Source organism: Mycobacterium sp. IS-2888 (assembly GCF_001954215.1).
Classification (GTDB): Bacteria; Actinomycetota; Actinomycetes; order Mycobacteriales; family Mycobacteriaceae; genus Mycobacterium.
Window position 1 is genome coordinate 26,110 of record NZ_MBET01000070.1, and the last position, 18,261, is coordinate 44,370.

The 18,261-nt window shown below is 66.6% G+C and carries 16 protein-coding genes; 9 read left to right on the forward strand and 7 right to left on the reverse strand.

The window, feature by feature from the left end:
• Positions 1-9 precede the first annotated feature (9 nt).
• Entirely contained in the window at positions 10-1,374 is a 1,365-nt protein-coding gene (locus tag A5745_RS13510) for a serine/threonine-protein kinase (protein ID WP_076116649.1), read from the reverse strand.
• A 140-nt stretch (positions 1,375-1,514) separates the two neighbouring features.
• On the opposite strand from A5745_RS13510, the gene A5745_RS13515 reads away from it, so the two are divergent.
• The 7 genes from A5745_RS13515 to A5745_RS13545 all read left to right on the forward strand — a co-directional run bounded on the left by A5745_RS13515 (position 1,515) and on the right by A5745_RS13545 (position 7,767).
• Positions 1,515-2,696 carry a hypothetical protein gene (locus A5745_RS13515; protein ID WP_076116555.1) on the forward strand — a complete coding sequence of 394 codons (1,182 nt, stop codon included), beginning with the start codon at positions 1,515-1,517 and terminating at the stop codon, positions 2,694-2,696.
• 69 nt (positions 2,697-2,765) lie between these two features.
• The gene (locus A5745_RS13520) at positions 2,766-3,671 is read left to right on the forward strand and encodes a hypothetical protein (RefSeq protein WP_076116557.1); all 906 of its coding nucleotides are present in this window, start codon (positions 2,766-2,768) and stop codon (positions 3,669-3,671) included.
• On the forward strand, positions 3,671-4,327 hold the full coding sequence (locus A5745_RS13525) for a hypothetical protein (RefSeq protein ID WP_076116559.1): 657 nt from the start codon (positions 3,671-3,673) through the stop codon (positions 4,325-4,327). The genes A5745_RS13520 and A5745_RS13525 overlap by 1 nt, the downstream gene beginning before the upstream one ends.
• 46 nt (positions 4,328-4,373) lie before the next feature.
• Entirely contained in the window at positions 4,374-5,114 is a 741-nt protein-coding gene (locus A5745_RS13530; RefSeq protein ID WP_254848569.1) for an esterase, read from the forward strand.
• A 23-nt stretch (positions 5,115-5,137) separates the two neighbouring features.
• Positions 5,138-6,382 (forward strand): hypothetical protein, encoded by a 1,245-nt coding sequence (locus tag A5745_RS13535; protein WP_076116561.1) that lies wholly within the window; start codon positions 5,138-5,140, stop codon positions 6,380-6,382.
• 69 nt (positions 6,383-6,451) lie between these two features.
• Entirely contained in the window at positions 6,452-7,141 is a 690-nt protein-coding gene (locus tag A5745_RS13540) for a glycoside hydrolase (protein WP_076064376.1), read from the forward strand.
• Positions 7,138-7,767 carry a Type 1 glutamine amidotransferase-like domain-containing protein gene (locus A5745_RS13545; RefSeq protein ID WP_076116563.1) on the forward strand — a complete coding sequence of 210 codons (630 nt, stop codon included), beginning with the start codon at positions 7,138-7,140 and terminating at the stop codon, positions 7,765-7,767. The genes A5745_RS13540 and A5745_RS13545 overlap by 4 nt, the downstream gene beginning before the upstream one ends.
• 21 nt (positions 7,768-7,788) lie before the next feature.
• On the opposite strand, the gene A5745_RS13550 is transcribed toward A5745_RS13545, so the two are convergent.
• The 6 genes from A5745_RS13550 to A5745_RS13575 form a co-directional block, all read right to left on the reverse strand.
• Positions 7,789-10,392 (reverse strand): bifunctional lysylphosphatidylglycerol flippase/synthetase MprF, encoded by a 2,604-nt coding sequence (locus A5745_RS13550; RefSeq protein WP_083662923.1) that lies wholly within the window; start codon positions 10,390-10,392, stop codon positions 7,789-7,791.
• Positions 10,389-11,693, reverse strand: coding sequence for an esterase family protein (locus tag A5745_RS13555; RefSeq protein WP_076116565.1), 1,305 nt, complete (start codon positions 11,691-11,693; stop codon positions 10,389-10,391). The genes A5745_RS13550 and A5745_RS13555 overlap by 4 nt, the downstream gene beginning before the upstream one ends.
• An 83-nt stretch (positions 11,694-11,776) precedes the next feature.
• A complete protein-coding gene (locus tag A5745_RS13560; protein WP_076116567.1) occupies positions 11,777-12,685 on the reverse strand; it encodes a DUF4436 domain-containing protein in 909 nt (302 codons plus the stop codon).
• A gap of 112 nt (positions 12,686-12,797) precedes the next feature.
• A complete protein-coding gene (locus tag A5745_RS13565) occupies positions 12,798-13,124 on the reverse strand; it encodes an STAS domain-containing protein (protein ID WP_076116569.1) in 327 nt (108 codons plus the stop codon).
• The gene (locus tag A5745_RS13570; RefSeq protein ID WP_076116655.1) at positions 13,124-15,589 is read right to left on the reverse strand and encodes a SpoIIE family protein phosphatase; all 2,466 of its coding nucleotides are present in this window, start codon (positions 15,587-15,589) and stop codon (positions 13,124-13,126) included. Before A5745_RS13570 ends, A5745_RS13565 begins: the two co-directional genes overlap by 1 nt.
• Before the next feature lie 154 nt (positions 15,590-15,743).
• A complete protein-coding gene (locus A5745_RS13575) occupies positions 15,744-16,643 on the reverse strand; it encodes a YgcG family protein (RefSeq protein ID WP_076116571.1) in 900 nt (299 codons plus the stop codon).
• 86 nt (positions 16,644-16,729) lie between these two features.
• Here A5745_RS13575 and A5745_RS13580 point away from each other — a divergent pair, with 86 nt between their 5' ends.
• Both A5745_RS13580 and A5745_RS13585 read left to right on the forward strand, forming a co-directional pair.
• Positions 16,730-17,713, forward strand: coding sequence for a glycoside hydrolase family 6 protein (locus A5745_RS13580; protein ID WP_076116574.1), 984 nt, complete (start codon positions 16,730-16,732; stop codon positions 17,711-17,713).
• 54 nt (positions 17,714-17,767) lie between these two features.
• Entirely contained in the window at positions 17,768-18,256 is a 489-nt protein-coding gene (locus tag A5745_RS13585) for a glutathione peroxidase (protein WP_076064731.1), read from the forward strand.
• Positions 18,257-18,261: the final 5 nt, after the last annotated feature.

Here is an 18,261-nt window from a genome sequence, read left to right on the forward strand (position 1 = left end):
CTTCAGCTCTCACCACATGTACACGCGCGCGCTTTTCCCCCCGATGCACGTGATCCAGCTGTCTCCCGGGTGCTGCTGGCAGTGCATGAGGAAATTCGAACCGTTGCAAAGCGCACCGGGCACGGTCTTGCAGTCAACGGCCCCCGGCGCCGAGACCGCCCGCGGTAGCGGACTGGCGTTGCCGTACTCGGCCCAATACGAAGTCAGCACGCTGTTGGTGAAAAGGCATGACGTTTCTGGGGTTCCCCGCCCGGCGTGGGTGCCGAATCCCGTGTCGGTGGGCAACGAGAAGCCCTGATCGCAGGACTGGTGCAAGCTGCTCAGGTCGGGTCCGGTCACCAGCGGAGGCACTGCAGCGCGCGCGGTCGGGCTCTCCCGCTGCCCGCTCGGTCCATAGACGAACAGCCCGATGACCACACCAACCGCCGCGAGAACCAGCACCGCGCCGACCGCGATCACGGTCGGCCGCACCCACCCGCGCCCGCGCTTGCTCGAATCGCGCTGGGGAGGCGCGACCGCCGTGAACGGTCGGGTGCTGTCCGCGTCGGCCGACGGGCTTCCCAATGCACGCTGCGCGGCGCGTGCGAGGGCGCCCGCCGTTCCGTACCGCTCGTCGGGGTCTTTGGCCATGCCGCGGGCAACGACTTCGTCGAGCGCCGCCGGAACGCGCCGATTCGCCACGCTCGGTCGTGGTGGTGGCAAGGCGAGGTGGCCCGCAACCAGATGCTCGAGGCTGTCACCGGCGAACGGGGCGTCTCCAGTCAGTGACTCGTACAAGACGCACGCCAGAGAGTAGACGTCCACCGCGGGCGTGGTCACCTTGTCGTTAAACCGTTCGGGCGCCATGTAATTCAGCGTGCCGATCTGCGTGCCAATGGTCGTCAGCCGGGGGTCCCCCTTGGTCTGCGCGATGCCGAAGTCGACGAGGTACACGAAATCGGCCGGGGTGACGATGATGTTTTGCGGCTTGACGTCTCGATGAACCAATCCCTCGGCGTGCGCCGCATCCAGTGCGGCGGCGACCTGACCGATGATCGCGACCGCCCGCGCGGGCGCCAGCGGGCCCTCTGTGATCAGGTCAAGAAGCGTCTGCCCCTGCACCAGGCGCATGTCGATGTAGAGACTGCCGTCGATCTCGCCCCAGTCGTGGATCGGAATGACGTGGGGTTCTTGCAGCATTGCCGCCGCCTGGGACTCGCGCTGGAACCTGGTCCGAAACGTGTCGTTGGTCGAGAACTCGTCGGCGAGGATCTTCAGCGCGACGGTCCGCCCTTTGCCGGTGTCGTATGCCTCGTACACCACCCCGCCCCCGCCCCTGCCGAGCAGGCGCGTGAGGTTGTAATTGCCGAACGTCGTACCGACGCGCGAATCCACCACCACCGCCTCAATTCCTCGGGTACCGACGCAGTATCTCCCGTGAGCAAAAGGTTCGCGCAAGAAATACGCAAGGCGTCCGCCGCAGCCTCTACGTGACCGGGCAACAAGACCCCGGACACGTTTCTGAGGAGCCCGATATGACCATCACGTCCCGCGCGATGTTCGCCCTGACGGCAATAGCGACTGCTGCGACGGCCGCCCTCGCGCCGGCCGCGCACGCCGAACCCTCGCAGCCTATGGCGGCCCACGGCGTCGAGGCCCCACTCTCGACCGTCCCCTGGTCGCAGGTGGGTCCGGGTTGGATGCTCGCCGTGTGGAGCCCGGTTCCCGGCTTGCACACCGGCGAGAAACCTCCCCCCGGGTCACCAACCTGGGAAACCGCCAGCACGACGCTGTATTTGGTTGATCCGGCCGGTGGCCGATACCCCATCACCACCTTCCCGCCGCCGGGCAGCAACGGTTACAGCCCGACGTTGGACGACTGGTCTGGCGACGGGACCCGCGCCCTGTTCTCTGCAACGGAAAAGGGCCGAACGGTCGTCACGGAGGTCGACCTGCGCACTGGCGCGAAGACCACCTTCACCACCGAGAACGGCGGCTCCCCTCGCTACACGCGGCCCGACGGCAAGGCGGTGCTGGTGTCCAGGCGGAAGGGCTCGGGACCAGGATCTCTCGAACGCGTCGACCTAGCGGGTAACCACCAGCTGACGTACCCGCTGGCCGAGGACTTCACCTCGTATCTGGCCACTGCGGACGGCACGCGGCTGGTGCTGGGCACGCACTCTGGCCTCGCCGTCATGGGCAACGACGGGGTCGCCGGCCCGACGGTGACAATCGCCGGGCAGCGCGACTGCACACCCCTGCGGTGGTGGGACGCGGGCTCGACGATCGCGCTTGCACGCTGCGGTACCTCCACCACGTCCCAGCTATGGCTGGTGCCGATCGACGGCGGACCACCGACGGCCCTCACCGCGCCCAACGACGGACACCAGGGCCCCGACTACGGCGACTTGAACGCATGGCAGCTTCCGACGGGAACGTACGTGCAGGCGGCGGGCGCGTGTGGCGTCGTTTTCCTCGCCAAGCTCAATGGCGACGGTACGACATCCAAGGTGTCGGTGCCCGAGGTGAAAACCGACAGCGTCGTCGTGGTCGGCGTCAACGGCGGCGACCTCGACCTCAAAGCGAGGGCCGGCTGCGGTGGCGGTCAGGCACTCATCGACTACAACCCCGCGACCGGCACCTCGACGGTGCTGCTCGGACCGCCGGTCAACGGCGGCGGCGTCATCACCGCGGTGCCCTACCCGGGCCAGAAGTAGCGAGAGGCCACCGACATGACCAAAAGCGCGCGCCGCCAACGACTTAGAAAGCGTCTGCTGATAGCAACGGTGACCATCGCGATTACCGCGTTCGGCGCCGCCTGCTCGATGAGCACCCACAACGCGGGCTCAACGATTCCACCCAACGGGCGGGCGTCCGTGCCCCGACAAACCGTGCTCCCATTCAGCGGCCTCGAAAGTCCCCGCGATCTGGCGGTGGACCCCGCGGGCAACGTGTACGTCGCCGACCTTCACCGCTCCCAGGACGACAAAGGACACCCCACCGTGACCGCCCGGGTGATCAAGCTGCCGGCGGGATCGAACAGCCAAACCGTGTTGCCGCAGTTCGTTCATGCCGGTCTGGTGGCGGACCCGACAGGCGCCGTGTGGGTCATCGACGCGGGACACCAGCAGTTGGTGAAGCTGCCGCCCGGGTCGGACGGGTCGGACACCCAGACCGTGCTGCCGTTGCCCAATCTCGGCTTGCGCAGCGAAGTCCTCGCAGTGGATGCCGCGGGAAGCGCCTATGGCATCGACGGCGGCGGGGTGTACCCCGACGGCGGGTGCTGCGTGCCCGTTCACGTGGTGAAGTCGGAGGCGGGGTCGCATGCCCCGACGGTGTTGTCGTTCACTCACCTCCTCGGCCTCGGCGGAATGGCGGTGGATGCCGCCGAAAACGTGTACGTGGGCGACTACTCGCGAATCCTGAAGCTGGCGGCGGGGACGGACATCCAAACGGTGCTGCCGTTCGACGTTCGCAGCGTCGTAGATGTGGCGGTGGACTCCGCCGGAAGCGTGTATGTGGTCGATGCCGACCGCAAGCAGGTGCTGAAATTGGCGGCCGGGACGGACAAACCGATCGTGCTGCCGTTCAGCGGCCTCAATCAGCCCGTAAGGGTGGCGGTGGACGCCGCGGGGAATGTCTACGTCACCGACGTCGGCAACCACAGCGTGCTCAAACTTGCGGCGACCTGATGAAGCTGTCGCTCCTCCTCACCGTCGCGATCGCGTCGTTCGGTGTCGTGATCGCACCGCCCGCAATCGCGCACGCGCAGTGCGGGCCGAACGGGCCACCACCCGGGGCGGCCAGCAAGGACGTCAGCGATGCCTACGGCCAGCCGGCCACGCTGTGGATCACCGACACTGTCGTCGGCATCGCCACCGCCCAGGGCTACGGTCAGGCAAAGATACAGAGCCCCAGCCCCCTTCGACGCTCCGCGCTGCTGATCGACGCCCAACAGGACGGCAACCACCAGATCATCGTCGACACCGGCCGAGAGGCCATCCTCTATGCGGTGTCCGGCTGTGCCATCACCCCGGTTGTCGATCAGCGGGGTGCGTCCTTCCGGTTCGACCTCGGGCACCGGAGGGGCAATGGCGACGGCATCGGTTGTAGCGACCTCGGCGACGGCCGTCACCTGGTCGGGTTGCTACAGCTGCGCGACGAACACGGCACCCCCCTTTTGACTGTGCGCCGCACCGAGATTGACCTGAATGGCGCGACGGCGAAGATCGGCCGCGCGGACACCGTCACCGCGACATCGGTTCAAGACCCGGCATGGAGCACGGCGGCCGACATCAGCTGCGGCGGCCTGACCATGCAGCACGACGGAGTTCAGGCACCGGACTGAGGTTCACGCAAGAATCGCGCAAGGCCTCTCCCGCACGCTGATGCGCATGATCAAACCTATCGCCCGAGCCCTGACGATTGGGCTCGCCACGGCGGCGCTGTCAGTGTCGGGATGTTCCACGACCACCGGCATGGCGACGGCACCTCCCGCGACGTCCACCACATCGACTGCGGCGCAGGGGCAATCGGCGTGCACCGATCTCGGCGGGACCGTTGGCCCCGACAAGGTCTGCCACGTCCATAGCGCCACCCCCACCTACAAGATCGACATGAGCTTTCCGATCGACTACCCGGAAATGCCGGCGGTGACCGCGTTCCTGAAACGGAATCGCGACAGCTTCGTCGACTGGGTCGCCAAATTCGGGCCACGCGGTGGGCGCAATCGCGCGTATCAGTACGCCGTCACCGCCAAGACCTACAGTTCGGGAAAACCGGACGCCCGCACCCAAAGCCTGGTGCTCAAGATTGACAACGACACGGGCCTCGCCCACGAGGGCCACCCGAACACCACGTTCCAGGCGTTCAACTTCGACCTCGCCAAGCACGTCCCGATCACATTCGACACGTTGTTCAAACCCGGGGCAAAGCCGTTGGAGGTGCTCAACCCGATCGTCCGGGCCGAATTGGACGCGCCGTCCGCCGATCTCGACGAGAAGACGTACCAAAACTTCGGGATAACCGACGACACGGTGATCTTCTTCTTCGGCCAAGACCAAGTGCTGCAGGACAACGCCGGGCCACACAAAGTCGCAGTGCCCCGCATCGAACTCGCCTCAATGCTGGCCTGATCCAGAAAAGGAAACGAATCAACATGAACTCCAAAGGAATTCGACGACACGCCGCCGCCTGGCGCGGTCGGGCCGGAGTCGTCGCACTGGCGGCGGTACTGGCCGCCGGGTGCTCGCTGTCGACCGGTTCGATCGCGGCGCACAGACCGGCGGCGGAGGCACAGCCGGCGGCTCATGGTGTAGAGGCCGCGATCGAGACCATCCCTTGGGCGCAGGTCGGCACGGGTTGGATGCTTGCCCTTTGGAGCCCGGCCATCAGCCATCGCCCCGGGGAGAAAGGGGCGCCCGACGGGCCCGACCCGGACAAGGTCACCACGACGCTGTATTTGGTCGACCCGGCCGGTGGGCGCTACCCGATCACCACGTTCCCGCCGGGCTCCACCGCCCGGCTGCTCGACTGGTCCGGCGACCGGAGCCACGCCCTTCTCTACGCGACCAAACCCGGGTCGTCGCACAACGAAACGGCAATCGCCGTCGACCTTCGCAACGGCAACCAGACCACGCTCGCCCTCGGCGATGGCGGCCCCATCGGCTACGCGCGCCCCGACGGCACCGCCGTGCTGACCAGCAAGGGGCACAACCCGGATCGGCCGTCGCTTCAACGCGTCGACCTTTCCGGTAAGCAGGAGCTGACATATCCCGTGGGATCGGACTACAAAGGCGGAGCCCTGCCGACGCCCGACGGCACGCAGCTGGTCCTCGGCTCGTCGAAAGGCCTTGCCCTGATGGGCGGCGACGGGACGCCCGGGAAACAGTTGCCGATACCCGGGGTCCTCACCACGTGCTCGCCGGTTCGGTGGTGGACCTCAACGGTGGTTCTAGCACGTTGCAGCGATGACAACCGTTTTTCACACGCGATTCAGCTGTGGCAGGTGCCCGTCGACGGCACGGCGCCGACCGCACTCACGGCGGTCAACTCGGGAGGGGGCAATGATCCCGGATTCAGCGGCGACCTCGGCGACACCGACGCGTGGCAGCTGCCCAGCGGCACGTTCACGCAGTCAACTGGCGGGTGCGGCACCGTGTTTCTGTCCCGCCTGACGTCCGACGGGCACGCCACACGGGTGAAGGTGCCCGGCGTGTCAAGCAGCGTGATCGTCAATGGCGTGAGCGACGACAGGCTGGTACTCGTGGCCACCGCCGGCTGCGGTCCGGGCACCTCGCTGCTGGCCTACGACCCGGCGGCCAACACGTTCAGCACGTTGCTCGGGCCGACCGTCAACGGCGGCAGCGTGACTCAGGCGATCGTTTTTCCCGGCCGAAAGTAGTCGAGTCAACGTCAAAAGATCGCCACACGCGCCGCACCCGGCACTAAAGTGCTGCTGGTGAGCACGAACGTGTTGGCCAACGGCCGGGGCCGATGGTTGGCAATCGTGGCCTCGCTCGTCGTCGCCGCGGCGATGATCTATGCCCAAGACACCAAGCCTCGGCCCTACGTCCAGCCCCCGGCGGCGACTCCGACGGCGACCCCGTCAGCGACCCCGAAAGATCCGGCCGCGCCGCCCCCCGGCGCCCCACACGTCGCCAGTCAGGCCGAGGCGGAACAGTTGGCCGCCTTGGCGGCAACCGCGCCCACCACCGCCCAGCAATTCCAGTTCCCGCTGTCGCCCGGTATCGCGTCGGAGGACAGACTGCAAGTCAAGACCATCTGGGCGGCCCGCGTCATCAGCGTGCTGTTTCCCGAGATCAAGACCATCTACGGCTACCGGCAGGATCCGTTGCCGTGGCATCCCAATGGGTTGGCGATCGACGTGATGATCCCCAACCCGCACACGCCGGAAGGTATCGAGCTCGGCAACCAGATCGCGGGGTATGCCCTGGCGAATGCCAAGCGATGGGGAATCAACCACGTGATCTGGCGGCAGAAGATTTACCCGGGCGTCGGCGCGGGTAGCTGGACGGCCGACTACGGATCGGAAACCGCCAACCACTACGACCACGTGCACATCGCCACCAACGGCGGCGGATACCCGACTGGGCACGAGACCTACTACATCGCATCCATGACGCCCACGCCGCCCGCGTGATCCAACCCCTGTATCTGCTGGCGGACAGTCAGTTGCTGTTCTGGAAACGGCAGGATCGTTTGATCCTCGAGGCGGCCCTCGCCGGATTCACACGGCATCCGCTCACCGCGGCCTACATCGGTGCCTCCAACGGGGATCGTCCGGAGTTCTACGAGATCTTCGAGGCGGCAATGGATGCGATCGGAATCACCGAGCGGCACATGATCGATTCATCGTTCGGCCCGGACGACCGCCAGTTCCTGGCGGGTGCGCAGTTGATCGTCCTCGCGGGCGGCGATGTGCGCCTTGGCTGGAACACGTTCGAGAGAACCGGCATGAAGGACGTGATTTTGGGCCGGCACGCCAATGGGGCTGTCCTGGTGGGTATTTCAGCCGGCGCCGTCCAACTCGGACGCTGCGGGATAGTCGAGACGCCGGAATCCATCGAGCTGTTCGATGTGTTCGGCCTCGTCCCGATGATCGTCGACACGCACGACGAGCGGGACGAGTGGGCGCGGCTGTCGCGCGCGGTTCACTCGCTGCGGGGGGCGGCCACCGGGCTGGGAATCCCCTCCGGTGGCGGGGTCATCGTGCACCCGGATTCCACCGTCGAGCCGCTGCGGCGTCCCTATGTGGCGATCCCCTGAGCAGTTGCGATGCGCTGTCGACTATCGCCTGGCTAGTTTTCGCGCGAGCCGAATCCCTTGGCGCGCAGTAAGGTTCGGCAGGTAGGCGCGGCTGATCGCGTTGGCGATCGAGGGCAACGTCGATGGGTCACGGTAGGCCATGTACAGGGGCCGGTACTCGGGCTGGAACTTGGCCTTGAAGCTAAGCAACGAGCGGAACCCGTACACCGGCTCCAGCGCCTTGCCGGTGACGTCGAGGATGCGGTCCAACGCCGTGACCTCATTGCCTCGGGCCAGCCGGGCCAGCGGGGCGCCGGATAGGCTGAGGAACTCCGCGCCCTCCTCCCGGAAGCTTTGTGCGGCAGAGGCGATCAAGAATTCCATCACGCCTTTGAAGGGACTGCTGCCCCGCCTGCGCATGAAGTCCAGCGTCCAGCCGACCGTTTGCCCGTCCCGGTAGACCGGCAACCAGCTGGTGATGCCGTGCACGATCCATTGCTCGTCCACCGCGATCAGGCAGCGCACGCTCGGGTCGTCGAGCTCGTCCAAACCGCCCAGCGTCCAACCCATCTCAGGCATGCCCTTGTCGGCTACCCATTCCTCGGAGATCACCCGCACCTGGTCGCGTATCGACAGTGGCGCCTCCGGATAGCTCGTCCACTCGGCGCGAATGCCCTCCTTGGCCGCCTTGTTCAGCGCGGTGCGAATGTCTTGCCACTTCTTGCCTTTGAACTCCAGCTCGGCCAACGGCACCACGGTGTCCTCGGCCACCTGCACTGCATACCACCCCAGCTCCACCGCGCGGTCGCGCACCTCCTCGGTGATGCTGTACATGCACGCCGTCCAGCCGTTCCGGTCGCAGAACCGCTCGAAGCCGCGTATCGCGTCCGCCTGGGCGCCCGGATCGCCCAGCGGACCGCCGGTGGTCAGCGCCACGGCGGCCACCACGCGGTAGGCGAACGCCGCGCGTCCGTCCTCGGTGAACCAGTACACGTTGCCCGGCCAGGTGCTCATGTAGGCCAGCGAGGATCCGCTGTTGGCCACCATCAGTTCTCGCGCCCGGGTCCGCGCCTCGTCGTCGCCGACGAGGCTCGCCCGCCAGAAGCTGACCAGCAACCCGGCGAGCAGCATCACCCAGAACACCGCGCCGCAGAACTCCCACGCCAAGAGCGCAAGCCCGCTGTTGGGCAAGAACTTTGCGCTGTGCGCCAATTCGTAGGCCGGCGGCAGATAGCGGGTGGGCAAGTCGGAGACCAGCTGGGCGAGTCCTGGCGGGGGGTCGAATTCCTTGCGCTCCCAATAGGAAATCAGGAGGTATCCGCCGGCGGTGAGCACAGCGGTGGCCGCGAGGCCCAGCCCCAGCCGCAGATAGGTGGCGCGTGGTGCGGTCACCGTGAACAACCGCCGGGTGAACAGCAACAGCGCGATCATCACGCAGGGAACGACAATCGGCGCGACGAGAATCAACGTGTCGTGAGCGAACGAGTAGGTGTCGTCGGCGTCGTGCACGAAAGATCCCGCGTCCTCCGCGTCGTGCGTCCATAGCACGGCGAACCAGGCGCTGCCCGCGACGAGTGCCGCGTTGAGCAGCAGCGCCAACCACCAAGCGAAGCGGCGCCCGCGGCGCAGACCGACCGCCGCCGCCAGCAGCAGCAGCGCCGGCCCCACCGAGGTGATCGCCGAGCCCACACCCGTCCCGAGGGTCTGCGAGACCGCCAGCCGGCACGCTTCACTGAGCCCGGGGTCGACGCACAGCTGTCGCATGCGTTCGCTGTCCTCGGCAGGCGAGGCGAACAGCGACTGCAAGATCCGCAGCGGGCCGTAGCCGGGGTAGGCGAGCCAGGCGCCGGTGGAGCCGAGCAGGGTCAGAAGGGGGCCGAAGGCCGTGGCGGCGACCACTGTGGCAACCAGCACCCTGGACTCCGAGCGCGAGGGGGGCGAGACGGCGGCACGCGCTTCCGAGCGATACAACAGCCAGCCCAACAGCAGTCCTACGACCGCGCCAAAAACTCGCAGGACATCGAGCAGAGTGCCCGAGTACAGCGCGAACACCACCACGCCGCTGAACATCAACAACCGCAATCGGCGGCGCCACAACGCCGACAGCTTGAATGTCATCACCACGCCGAGGCAAACCAGCGCCGGCGTGGTGCCGACCGCGACTTCCTTGTCGAGGTTGGTCAACCACGAGTCACCGGTGCGCGAAAGCAGCGCGACGGCGCCGACACCGAGCAGGCTGCTCAGCACCTGGCCGGTCACGAGGAACAGAGCGGTCCGGCGAGGACCGAGCAACCGTTCGGCGGGAACGCCGACGGCCAGCGTGAACAGCGTGGCGACCACATAGGCTGCCAGCGACACGTTCCACAGCCCGGCGGTGAACGGGGTCCACCAGAAGCCGTGCTCTAGCTGGGATGTGCCGATGGCCACTTTCGATACGAGGCCGTGGGGCATGCCCGGCGAGTTCTCGGTGTTGTTCGACCACACCGACCAGGCGTGGGTGATCGCGCCGAGCATCCACAGCGCGACAACCAGCCCGACGGTGACTGGCGACTGCCGCAGCAGCGCGAGCGCCCAGCGCGCGTTGTGCCGCACGACGGCGTGCTTGTCGAGCACCGTAGTCGATTTATCGAGCACAGCAGCGGTCATTGGGTCAGCCCCGCGTGCGTCGCCAGCCACGGAATCGCGGCTTCGAATGAGGCCCGGAAGACGGCGAAGGTGTGCCCCCCGGGAAATTCCTGCCACTGCACCTTCATGCCCGCCTGGCGGCAGGCATCGTAGATCTCATGCTGCTGAGGGTTGTAGACCCGATCATCGGAGCCCACCGTGATCAGCGCGTTGGTGTCGGGATACTGCCGCTTGGCCATGATGTCCTTCGGTGTGACGTTGTTGTAGGCGGCCTCGTCGCCGTTGAACAACTTGGCGACGATTTCGGCGTGGCTGGTCAGGATCGGCTCGCGCTGGCCGGACATGTCCACGAAGTTCGGAAAGGTCTCGGGGGCGTGCAGGGCCACCAGCAGCGAACAGGTGCCGCCCGACGACAGGCCGCCGATGGCCCACTGGCGATGGTCGCGGCTCACTTGCAGGTTCGTCGAGACCCAGCGCGGAAGGTCCTCGGCCAAGTAAGTCTGCGGCGTGCCCCAGGACGAGTCCACACAGCTGGGGTTGTTCTCCGCGACACCCTGCTGGTCGGCCATTACGACTACCGGCGCCAGACCCTTGTGCTGCGCGGCGAACTGGCCGAGCGCGTCGTCGACATGCACCTTGTCGATCCAGTCGCGCGGTGCTCCCGGGTCGCCGGGAAGCAGTACGAGCACGGGCAGTTCGGGCCGTGGCGTGGCCAGGTAAGCCGGGGGCAGGTAGATCAGCGCCTCACGCGGGTTGAACCGGCCCGAAGCCGGAATCGGTGCCTTCACCACCTTGCCGTCCGTGGGCATGTTCGATGGGGGCTGCCACAGGTTTTCGAGCGTGCTGCCGGTCGAGGCGAGCACCGCGCTGGGCTGCCTCGAGGTGATCGAGGATAGGTCGCCGACGGGGTGCAGCAGCGGGTTGACAAGCTTGCGTGCGGTGGTGAACGCCGCGTAGTGGATATTGGCCTGCGCGACGATCACGAGCACCGACCACAGCACGCCCAGCACCATCAGAGCGCGTACCGGCCAGCCGGAACGACGCATCCTGGCAGCCGACAGGCACAACACCAGGGCGGCGAACCCGCCCCAGGCGAACAGCGTCCACGGGATGATGTCGGGGTAGGGATGCCAGCGGTAGTTCACCGTGAAATAGGCAGCCACCGCGACCACTACCGCTATCGCCACGCACAGCGGCACCGCCCGCAGCCACCACTGGCGCCCGCGCCGCCACAGCAACGCCGCCAGCAGACCGACCACCGAGACGGCGATCAGCGCCTGCGCCGGGAAGTCGATCAGGGACCAGTCCAAGGGTGACTTCATACGCCTCCGTTTGACTCCGCAGTAGTTCTCACCCAGGCGCCTACCGCGCAGTTGACTTGCCCGCCGCGCAATGTAGTCGAGCCTCAGCCCGCTGGTGCCGGAACTGGATCCGCGGGAGGCGCAGCGACTTCCGGCCGGGCGACAACATCCGGCTTCAGGTGCCGCCACCAGCTGACGATGTAGAGCAACATCGCAAGCACCAGCGCGACAATCACCCAGAGCACGACGGTGACATCGATCCACGCCCCGAATGGCGGCGAGCCGGGCAGCGCGTTCCGCAGCGGCACCACCGCGAAGAGCATCGCCGCGTACCACGTCGTCATCGGCGGCTGAAACTTCCGGCGGTCGCGAAACGTCTGGATCGCGACGACAAGGGCCAGTGCGGCGATGGCGATGAGCACGCCGCAAATGACGATGGCGAACAACGCGGTGCTCGCCGCGCGCCGTACGGTCATCCGGTACGTCAGTTGACCATTGATTTTGCTGGCGGAGACCTTCAAGCCAGGCAGATGGTCGATGAAGCGCACCGGAATGAGCATGGGCGGCTTGGTCGTATCGCCGCCGGGAAACAGCTGGACCTCGATCGGCCCGGAGCTGTAGTTGTCGAACGGCCACCGCTCGACGTGCCCGGCGAGGGTCAGCGGGACCGGAAAGACCCCTGGCAACATGCCCTTCGAGTATTCGTGTCGACTGGGCGCGGCGGAGGATCTGACCCTGAGTACGAGGTCGTCCTTGAGGCGCTGCGTCAGCGGATCCAACAGCTCGGATCCGGGTGCGACGGCGAGGTTGGCCGTAGCCGCGCTGTAGTTCGACTGCATTTCCTCCACGGTCAGTGTCGCCATACTTTGGGTGGCCGGCTCCGTGTTGTCACTGAGGATTCCGGCCGCGGTTCCTTCGACCGTGTCCTCGTAGAGACCGATCAGCGCGGCGTAGGTGACAGCAATGATCACGATGGAACCCAACACGCCGAGCCTTACAACTATCGATCGCATGCATTCGCCCCTGTTCGATGCCCTTATCGAGTCGACTCCTGCAGAATGCCCAATGAGGGAATGTAATTGATCGACGGGATACCCGCGCCCAGTTTCGACGGCGCGCGATGCGTCAGTTTTCTGATGCCGGCGGAGCGGATTCGATCGGGACCAGTTCGGCGAGGCCACTGATCGTCAGGACGGGCATGAGGACCGGATGAGCGATCAGGCGGATGTGGTCGGCCCGGGCGAATAAGGCGTTGACTGCGGCGCTGTCCAAGTATTCGACGGCGGTGAGGTCGACGGTGAGAGTTCCGCCGTCGTTCGCGGCCTCGGTGATGGCGAGACCGAGGGCTTGGTCGAATGTGTCGATGTTGCTCAGGTCGATTTCTCCGGCCGCGCTCAGCACGAGTTTCCCGTCGTCGTCGCGCGCGGTGTCGAGGGTAAGCGAGGCGGGCATCAGGTGATCCTCGTGGATAGGTGAACTGTGGTTCCGTCGTTGTCGAGGTTGATCGTGACATCGTGCATCAGCCCTCGCATGAGGGTGATACCCCGGCCGCGATGGGGGTTAGCGGCCGGTTGTGGGGGCTTCCACGAGCCGGTGTCGGCGATGGTCACCAGCAATTGGTCGACAAGCGCGATCGCGGCCACGCTGATCGTGCCGTCTGGATCGTCGCGATGACCGTGCTCGATGGCGTTGGCGACGGCTTCTCCGGCGGCAATGAGCACGTTCAGGGCTTGATCCGGGCCTATCCGCGCCCGGGATAGCCAGGTGCGCAAGGCTTTCCGGGATGGCGCGAGGTTGCCGGCTTGGGCGGGAAACTTCAACTCCAGCGGGGCGGGTTGGCGATACAGCAAAAGGGCAACGTCGTCCTGATAGCCGCCGCTTGGCGCGAGACCAGACATGATCTCGTTCGCCAAGTCCTCCAAAGGCGAGCCGCGGCCCTCCTCGAGGAAGCTGGCGGCGCGGGCGATGCCTTCGTCGAGGGGAACACGGCGACGTTCGACCAGCCCGTCGGTGTAGAGCAACAGGGTCGCGCGCGCCGGTACGGTCACATGGGCTTCGGGGCGGGGCCGGTCGGGTCGCACTCCCAATGCGATGGTGTGGCCATCATCGAGCATCCGTTTGGTGCCGTCGGCGTGGACCATGACCGGCGGCGGATGCCCGGCAGTGGAGTACACCAATTCACCGGTGTCGGGGTTGAGCACCGCGCAGACGGCGGTCGTGGATTTGGCGCCGGGAAGCCGGGCGGCGAACCGATCCAGCCCAGCAAGGGCGGCGGCGGGGCTGGCGTTCTCGAACAGCAGCGCGCGGCAAGCGCTGCGCACCTGTCCCATTACGGTCGCCGCGCCGAGGCCGTGGCCAACACAGTCACCGACAATCAACGCGATGCGGCCGTCCTCGAGGTCGAAGACGTCGTACCAGTCACCGCCGACTTGCAGGGGTCGGGTCGCGGCCTGATAGCGCACGGCGAACCCGCGCGGCAGATCGGCGGGGCCGAGAATCGCGTGTTGCAGCGCAAGCGCGGTTTCACGCTGCTGGTCAACTTGGTGCACCCGCTGCAGGCCCTGGCTCAGGCGGCCGGCCAGCACGGTGAGCAAGGTCTGGTCCTCGAGGGTGAACGGCCGTTCCTCCGCCAGCTCGATCCAGACGACGAGCACGCCCTCGGGATGCTGGAGCGCGATGGCCGCCTCACCGGGCTGCGTCGTGTGGGGGGTGAGTAGGTCGAGCTCCCGCATCGAGCTGAGCATCTCTCTTGTGTCCGACGGCAGATCGGCCCACGCCGTGGGTGCACCGACCGAGACCAAATCCATTGCGCCGGAATCGATTTCCGCTGCGGACATATGGGCGGGGAAGGTGACAGCCACGACCCGGCGCGCCCGCCACAGGCGGCGCAATTCCTCGGCGGCGGCGTGCACCGCGTCAGTGACGTTGCCCGCTTGGGCGAGCTCCTGGTTGAGCGCATGTTCTCGACCTGCCGCGAGCGCCAGCGCAAGGGCGGCGTGTCGGGCGAAGTCACTGACCAGCTCGAGGTAATCGTTGCCGAAGGGCGGCTGGTACGGGTGGCGGGCGACCGCGATCACCCCAAGCACAGCACCGTCCGCGATCAGCGGTATGACGATCGCCGAACGCTCACCGACATCGGTGAATCCCTCGATCGGATATTGGAAGGAGTCGGTGATCAGCGGTAGGCCACGGCGCGCAACGCCGCCTGTGGTGGAGCCGTCCATCGGGACCTGCTGACCGATGACCTCCGCGGCGTACCGGCCCGCGGTGGCGGCCACGACAAGGGTGTCGACGTCTTCGGCGGGCAAATCGGGCTCCCTCGGAACCAGCAAAATAGCCTGCTCGGCCTCGGCCAGATCGAGCGCCAGGTTCACGATGAGTTGCAACGGCCCCGTCTGCGGGTCGCCGGATAGCAGCGCGGTCGTGATCTCGCGACTCGCCCTGGTCCATTTCGCCGACTCGCGCTCGCGCTCGAAGAGTCGTGCGTTGTCGATGGCCGCCGCCGCCGCGGTGGCCAGCGCGCGGACGGCTGCCTCCTGCGCGTCGGAGAACACGTGGTCTGGCCGGTCGTCGGCCAGATAAAGGGTCCCAAAGTCAGTGTCCCGCACGGTGATCGGGATTCCGAGGAATGCCCGCAGCGGCGCGCCAGCTGTGTGCAGCCCGGCGCCCTGCGGATGAGCGCTCAGATCGTCGACCCGTAGGCCCTCGCCTACCTGCAGACCGCCGAGCCGCCGCGCGGTGTCCTCATCGATTCCCGCTCGAACGAAGGAGACGGGTGCACCGTCGGGAGCGCGTATCCCTAGCGCTCCATACCGGGCGCCCGTTAGTTCCATCGCCGCACTGACGATTCGCTGCAACGTCACGTTCAGGTCCAGATCGGAACCGATCTCGACGATGGCGCGCACCAGTCGCTCCATCTGGTCGACCGCCGCGGCCAGCTCGTCCTCGCGGCTCACCGGCGCGCTCCCGCCCTGGCAGGCGAATACGGACTCCGCCGGTCGCTGTTCACGAAGACAATTTATCGGTCAGATGAGCGCTAGTCAGTCGAATGAGCAACCATCGCGGTCGGGGTCAACGCGTGGAGGTGGTGCCTCGCCGTCGTGGCGTGCGGTGCGCTGCCTGCACGTCGGCGTTGGCCAGCGTCTGCGCCTCAGCGGCCAGCGTCGATGCGCGGTTGGCATAGGCAATTGCGTCGGAGTCGTTGCTTCCCCCTTTGCCATTCGCCGCGGCCAAATACCGCTTCGCGTCTTCGCAGCGGGCCTTCGCCTCGGCGCCGATGCTGTCGCGATGCCGGGCGATGTAGTCGGAGATTTGGCGCAGCCTGGCGTCCGCGGTGGACAAGGCCTGCCGCTGATCGCTTTTAATGGGCACATCGCGGGAGTCGACGTGGCGGGCCCGTCGGCGGTGGCGGCGGTAGAGCAGGAGAAGCATCACGATGACGACGACGAGCACGATCACCGCCACGCCGATCGCGATCAGCGGCCAGATCCGGTGTGACGAGCTCGCCGATTTGTTCAACCCGTCAGCCGCAGCGACCGCAGCACCGCTCCAGTCTTTGGCGTTCACTTTTGGTTCAATTTGGTTGCTGCGCAGGCTGTTTAACTCGTCGGTCGTGAGGCCCTGCACCGTCGGCGGCACGCTTAGCGAGTACGCCTTGGTGTTGGTGGCCACGGCCAGCAGGGCGTCGTGGTCGCCCATCCCACTGGCGGTCCGGGTTTTGTCGGCCCAGTTCTCGGGTTTGAATCTGGAGAAGTTGTCGACGTAAGCCACCCACAGTTGGATGTGCTTGTCGCGGTAGAGCCGGTCGATTGCCGAGCTGACCGCCGCCCGGCTGGAATCCGTCAACGCCCCCGTGTTGTCGGTGACGTGATCGGTGAGCTTGGACGGCGGTTGGGCTTCCGCGGGGATTGCGAATAGCAGCCCCGCGGTGAGGATCATCAGGACTACACCGAACAGGCGGACAAGGCGCATACGGGTAATCTAGCCCGCTGCCGGCCGCTGCCCGGCGGTTACACCTGCCGTCGCCGACTGGCGCTCAATGCACTACTTTTCCTGGGGTGATGTTCTCAGCTGGTGGTGCAGTCGCGCGGTGGGTCACCGTCTTGCTGGCGGTCGCGGCCGTTGGTTTTCTCGGGGTCGGTCCCGCGCCGGCGGTGCGCCTGGCCGACGACGCCAACCCGATGGCCGGGATGCCCTTCTACGTCAATCCAGGCTCGGCGGCCATGCGTGCCGCACAGCATGCCGATCCGCCGAGTCCCGAGTTGACCGCCATCGCCAACACGCCGCAGGCGTACTGGATCGTGCCGGGTCCTTCCGCGGGGACGGTCGGCAAGTACACCAGCGACGCGGCGGCTGCCGGCGCGATACCGGTGCTGGCGATCTATGGAATCCCGCACCGCGACTGTGGCAGCTTCGCGGCGGGCGGCATGGCGACGGCCGACGACTACCGCGGGTGGATCGACGGCATCGCATCCGGCGTCGGTGGTACGCGGACGGCCATCATCCTCGAGCCCGATGCGCTCGCGATGGCCGACTGCCTGTCGGCCGACCAGCGCCAGGAACGCTACGACTTGATTCGCTACGCCGTCGACACGCTGACGCGCAGTCCGGCGACGGCCGTGTACGTCGACGGTGGTCACTTGCGCTGGCACAGCGCCGAGGACATGGCCGCGAGGCTCAACAAGGTCGACGTCTCCCGCGCACGCGGTTTCAGCCTCAACACCGCGAACTTCTACACCACCGGGGACGAAATCGGTTACGGGGAAGCGATTTCGGGGCTTACGAATGGTTCGCACTACGTGATCGATACGTCGCGCAACGGTGCCGGGCCGGCGCCCGACTCCGGGCTCAACTGGTGCAACCCCAGCGGCCGAGGGCTGGGCACTCCGCCTACCACCGCTACCGCGGGCGCGCACGCTGACGCCTACTTGTGGATCAAGCGTCCCGGTGAATCCGACGGGTCATGCGACAAGGGTGATCCGCCGGCCGGCACCTTCGTGAGTCAGTACGCCATCGATATGGCCCACAACGCGGGCCAGTAGCGGGGTCCGCGGCTAGGGTGCTCACACCCTGCGAGGAGTGTTAGCGTCGTCGGCGTGACCCTCAAAGACATCGCCCTGACCACTCTCGACGGCAAGCCGGCCACGCTAGCCGAATTGTCCACCGGCGCAACGCTAATCGTGAACGTAGCCTCCAAATGCGGACTCACTCCGCAGTACGCGGCATTGGAGAAGCTGGCCAAGGATTATCGCGACCGTGGCTTGACGGTTGTCGGGGTGCCGTGCAACCAGTTCATGGGCCAGGAACCCGGCACAGCCGACGAGATCCAGGAGTTTTGCTCGACCACCTACGGGGTGACGTTCCCGTTGCTGGAGAAGACGGACGTCAACGGCGACGACCGCCACCCGCTCTACGCCGAGCTGACCAACGCAGTCGATTCCGATGGCAAAGCAGGCGACATTCAGTGGAACTTCGAGAAGTTTCTGGTCGCGCCGGACGGTGAGGTGGTCAATCGGTTTCGGCCGCGGACCGAACCGGACGCGCCCGAAGTCATCAGCGCCATCGAGGCCGTGCTGCCCCGATAGACGGC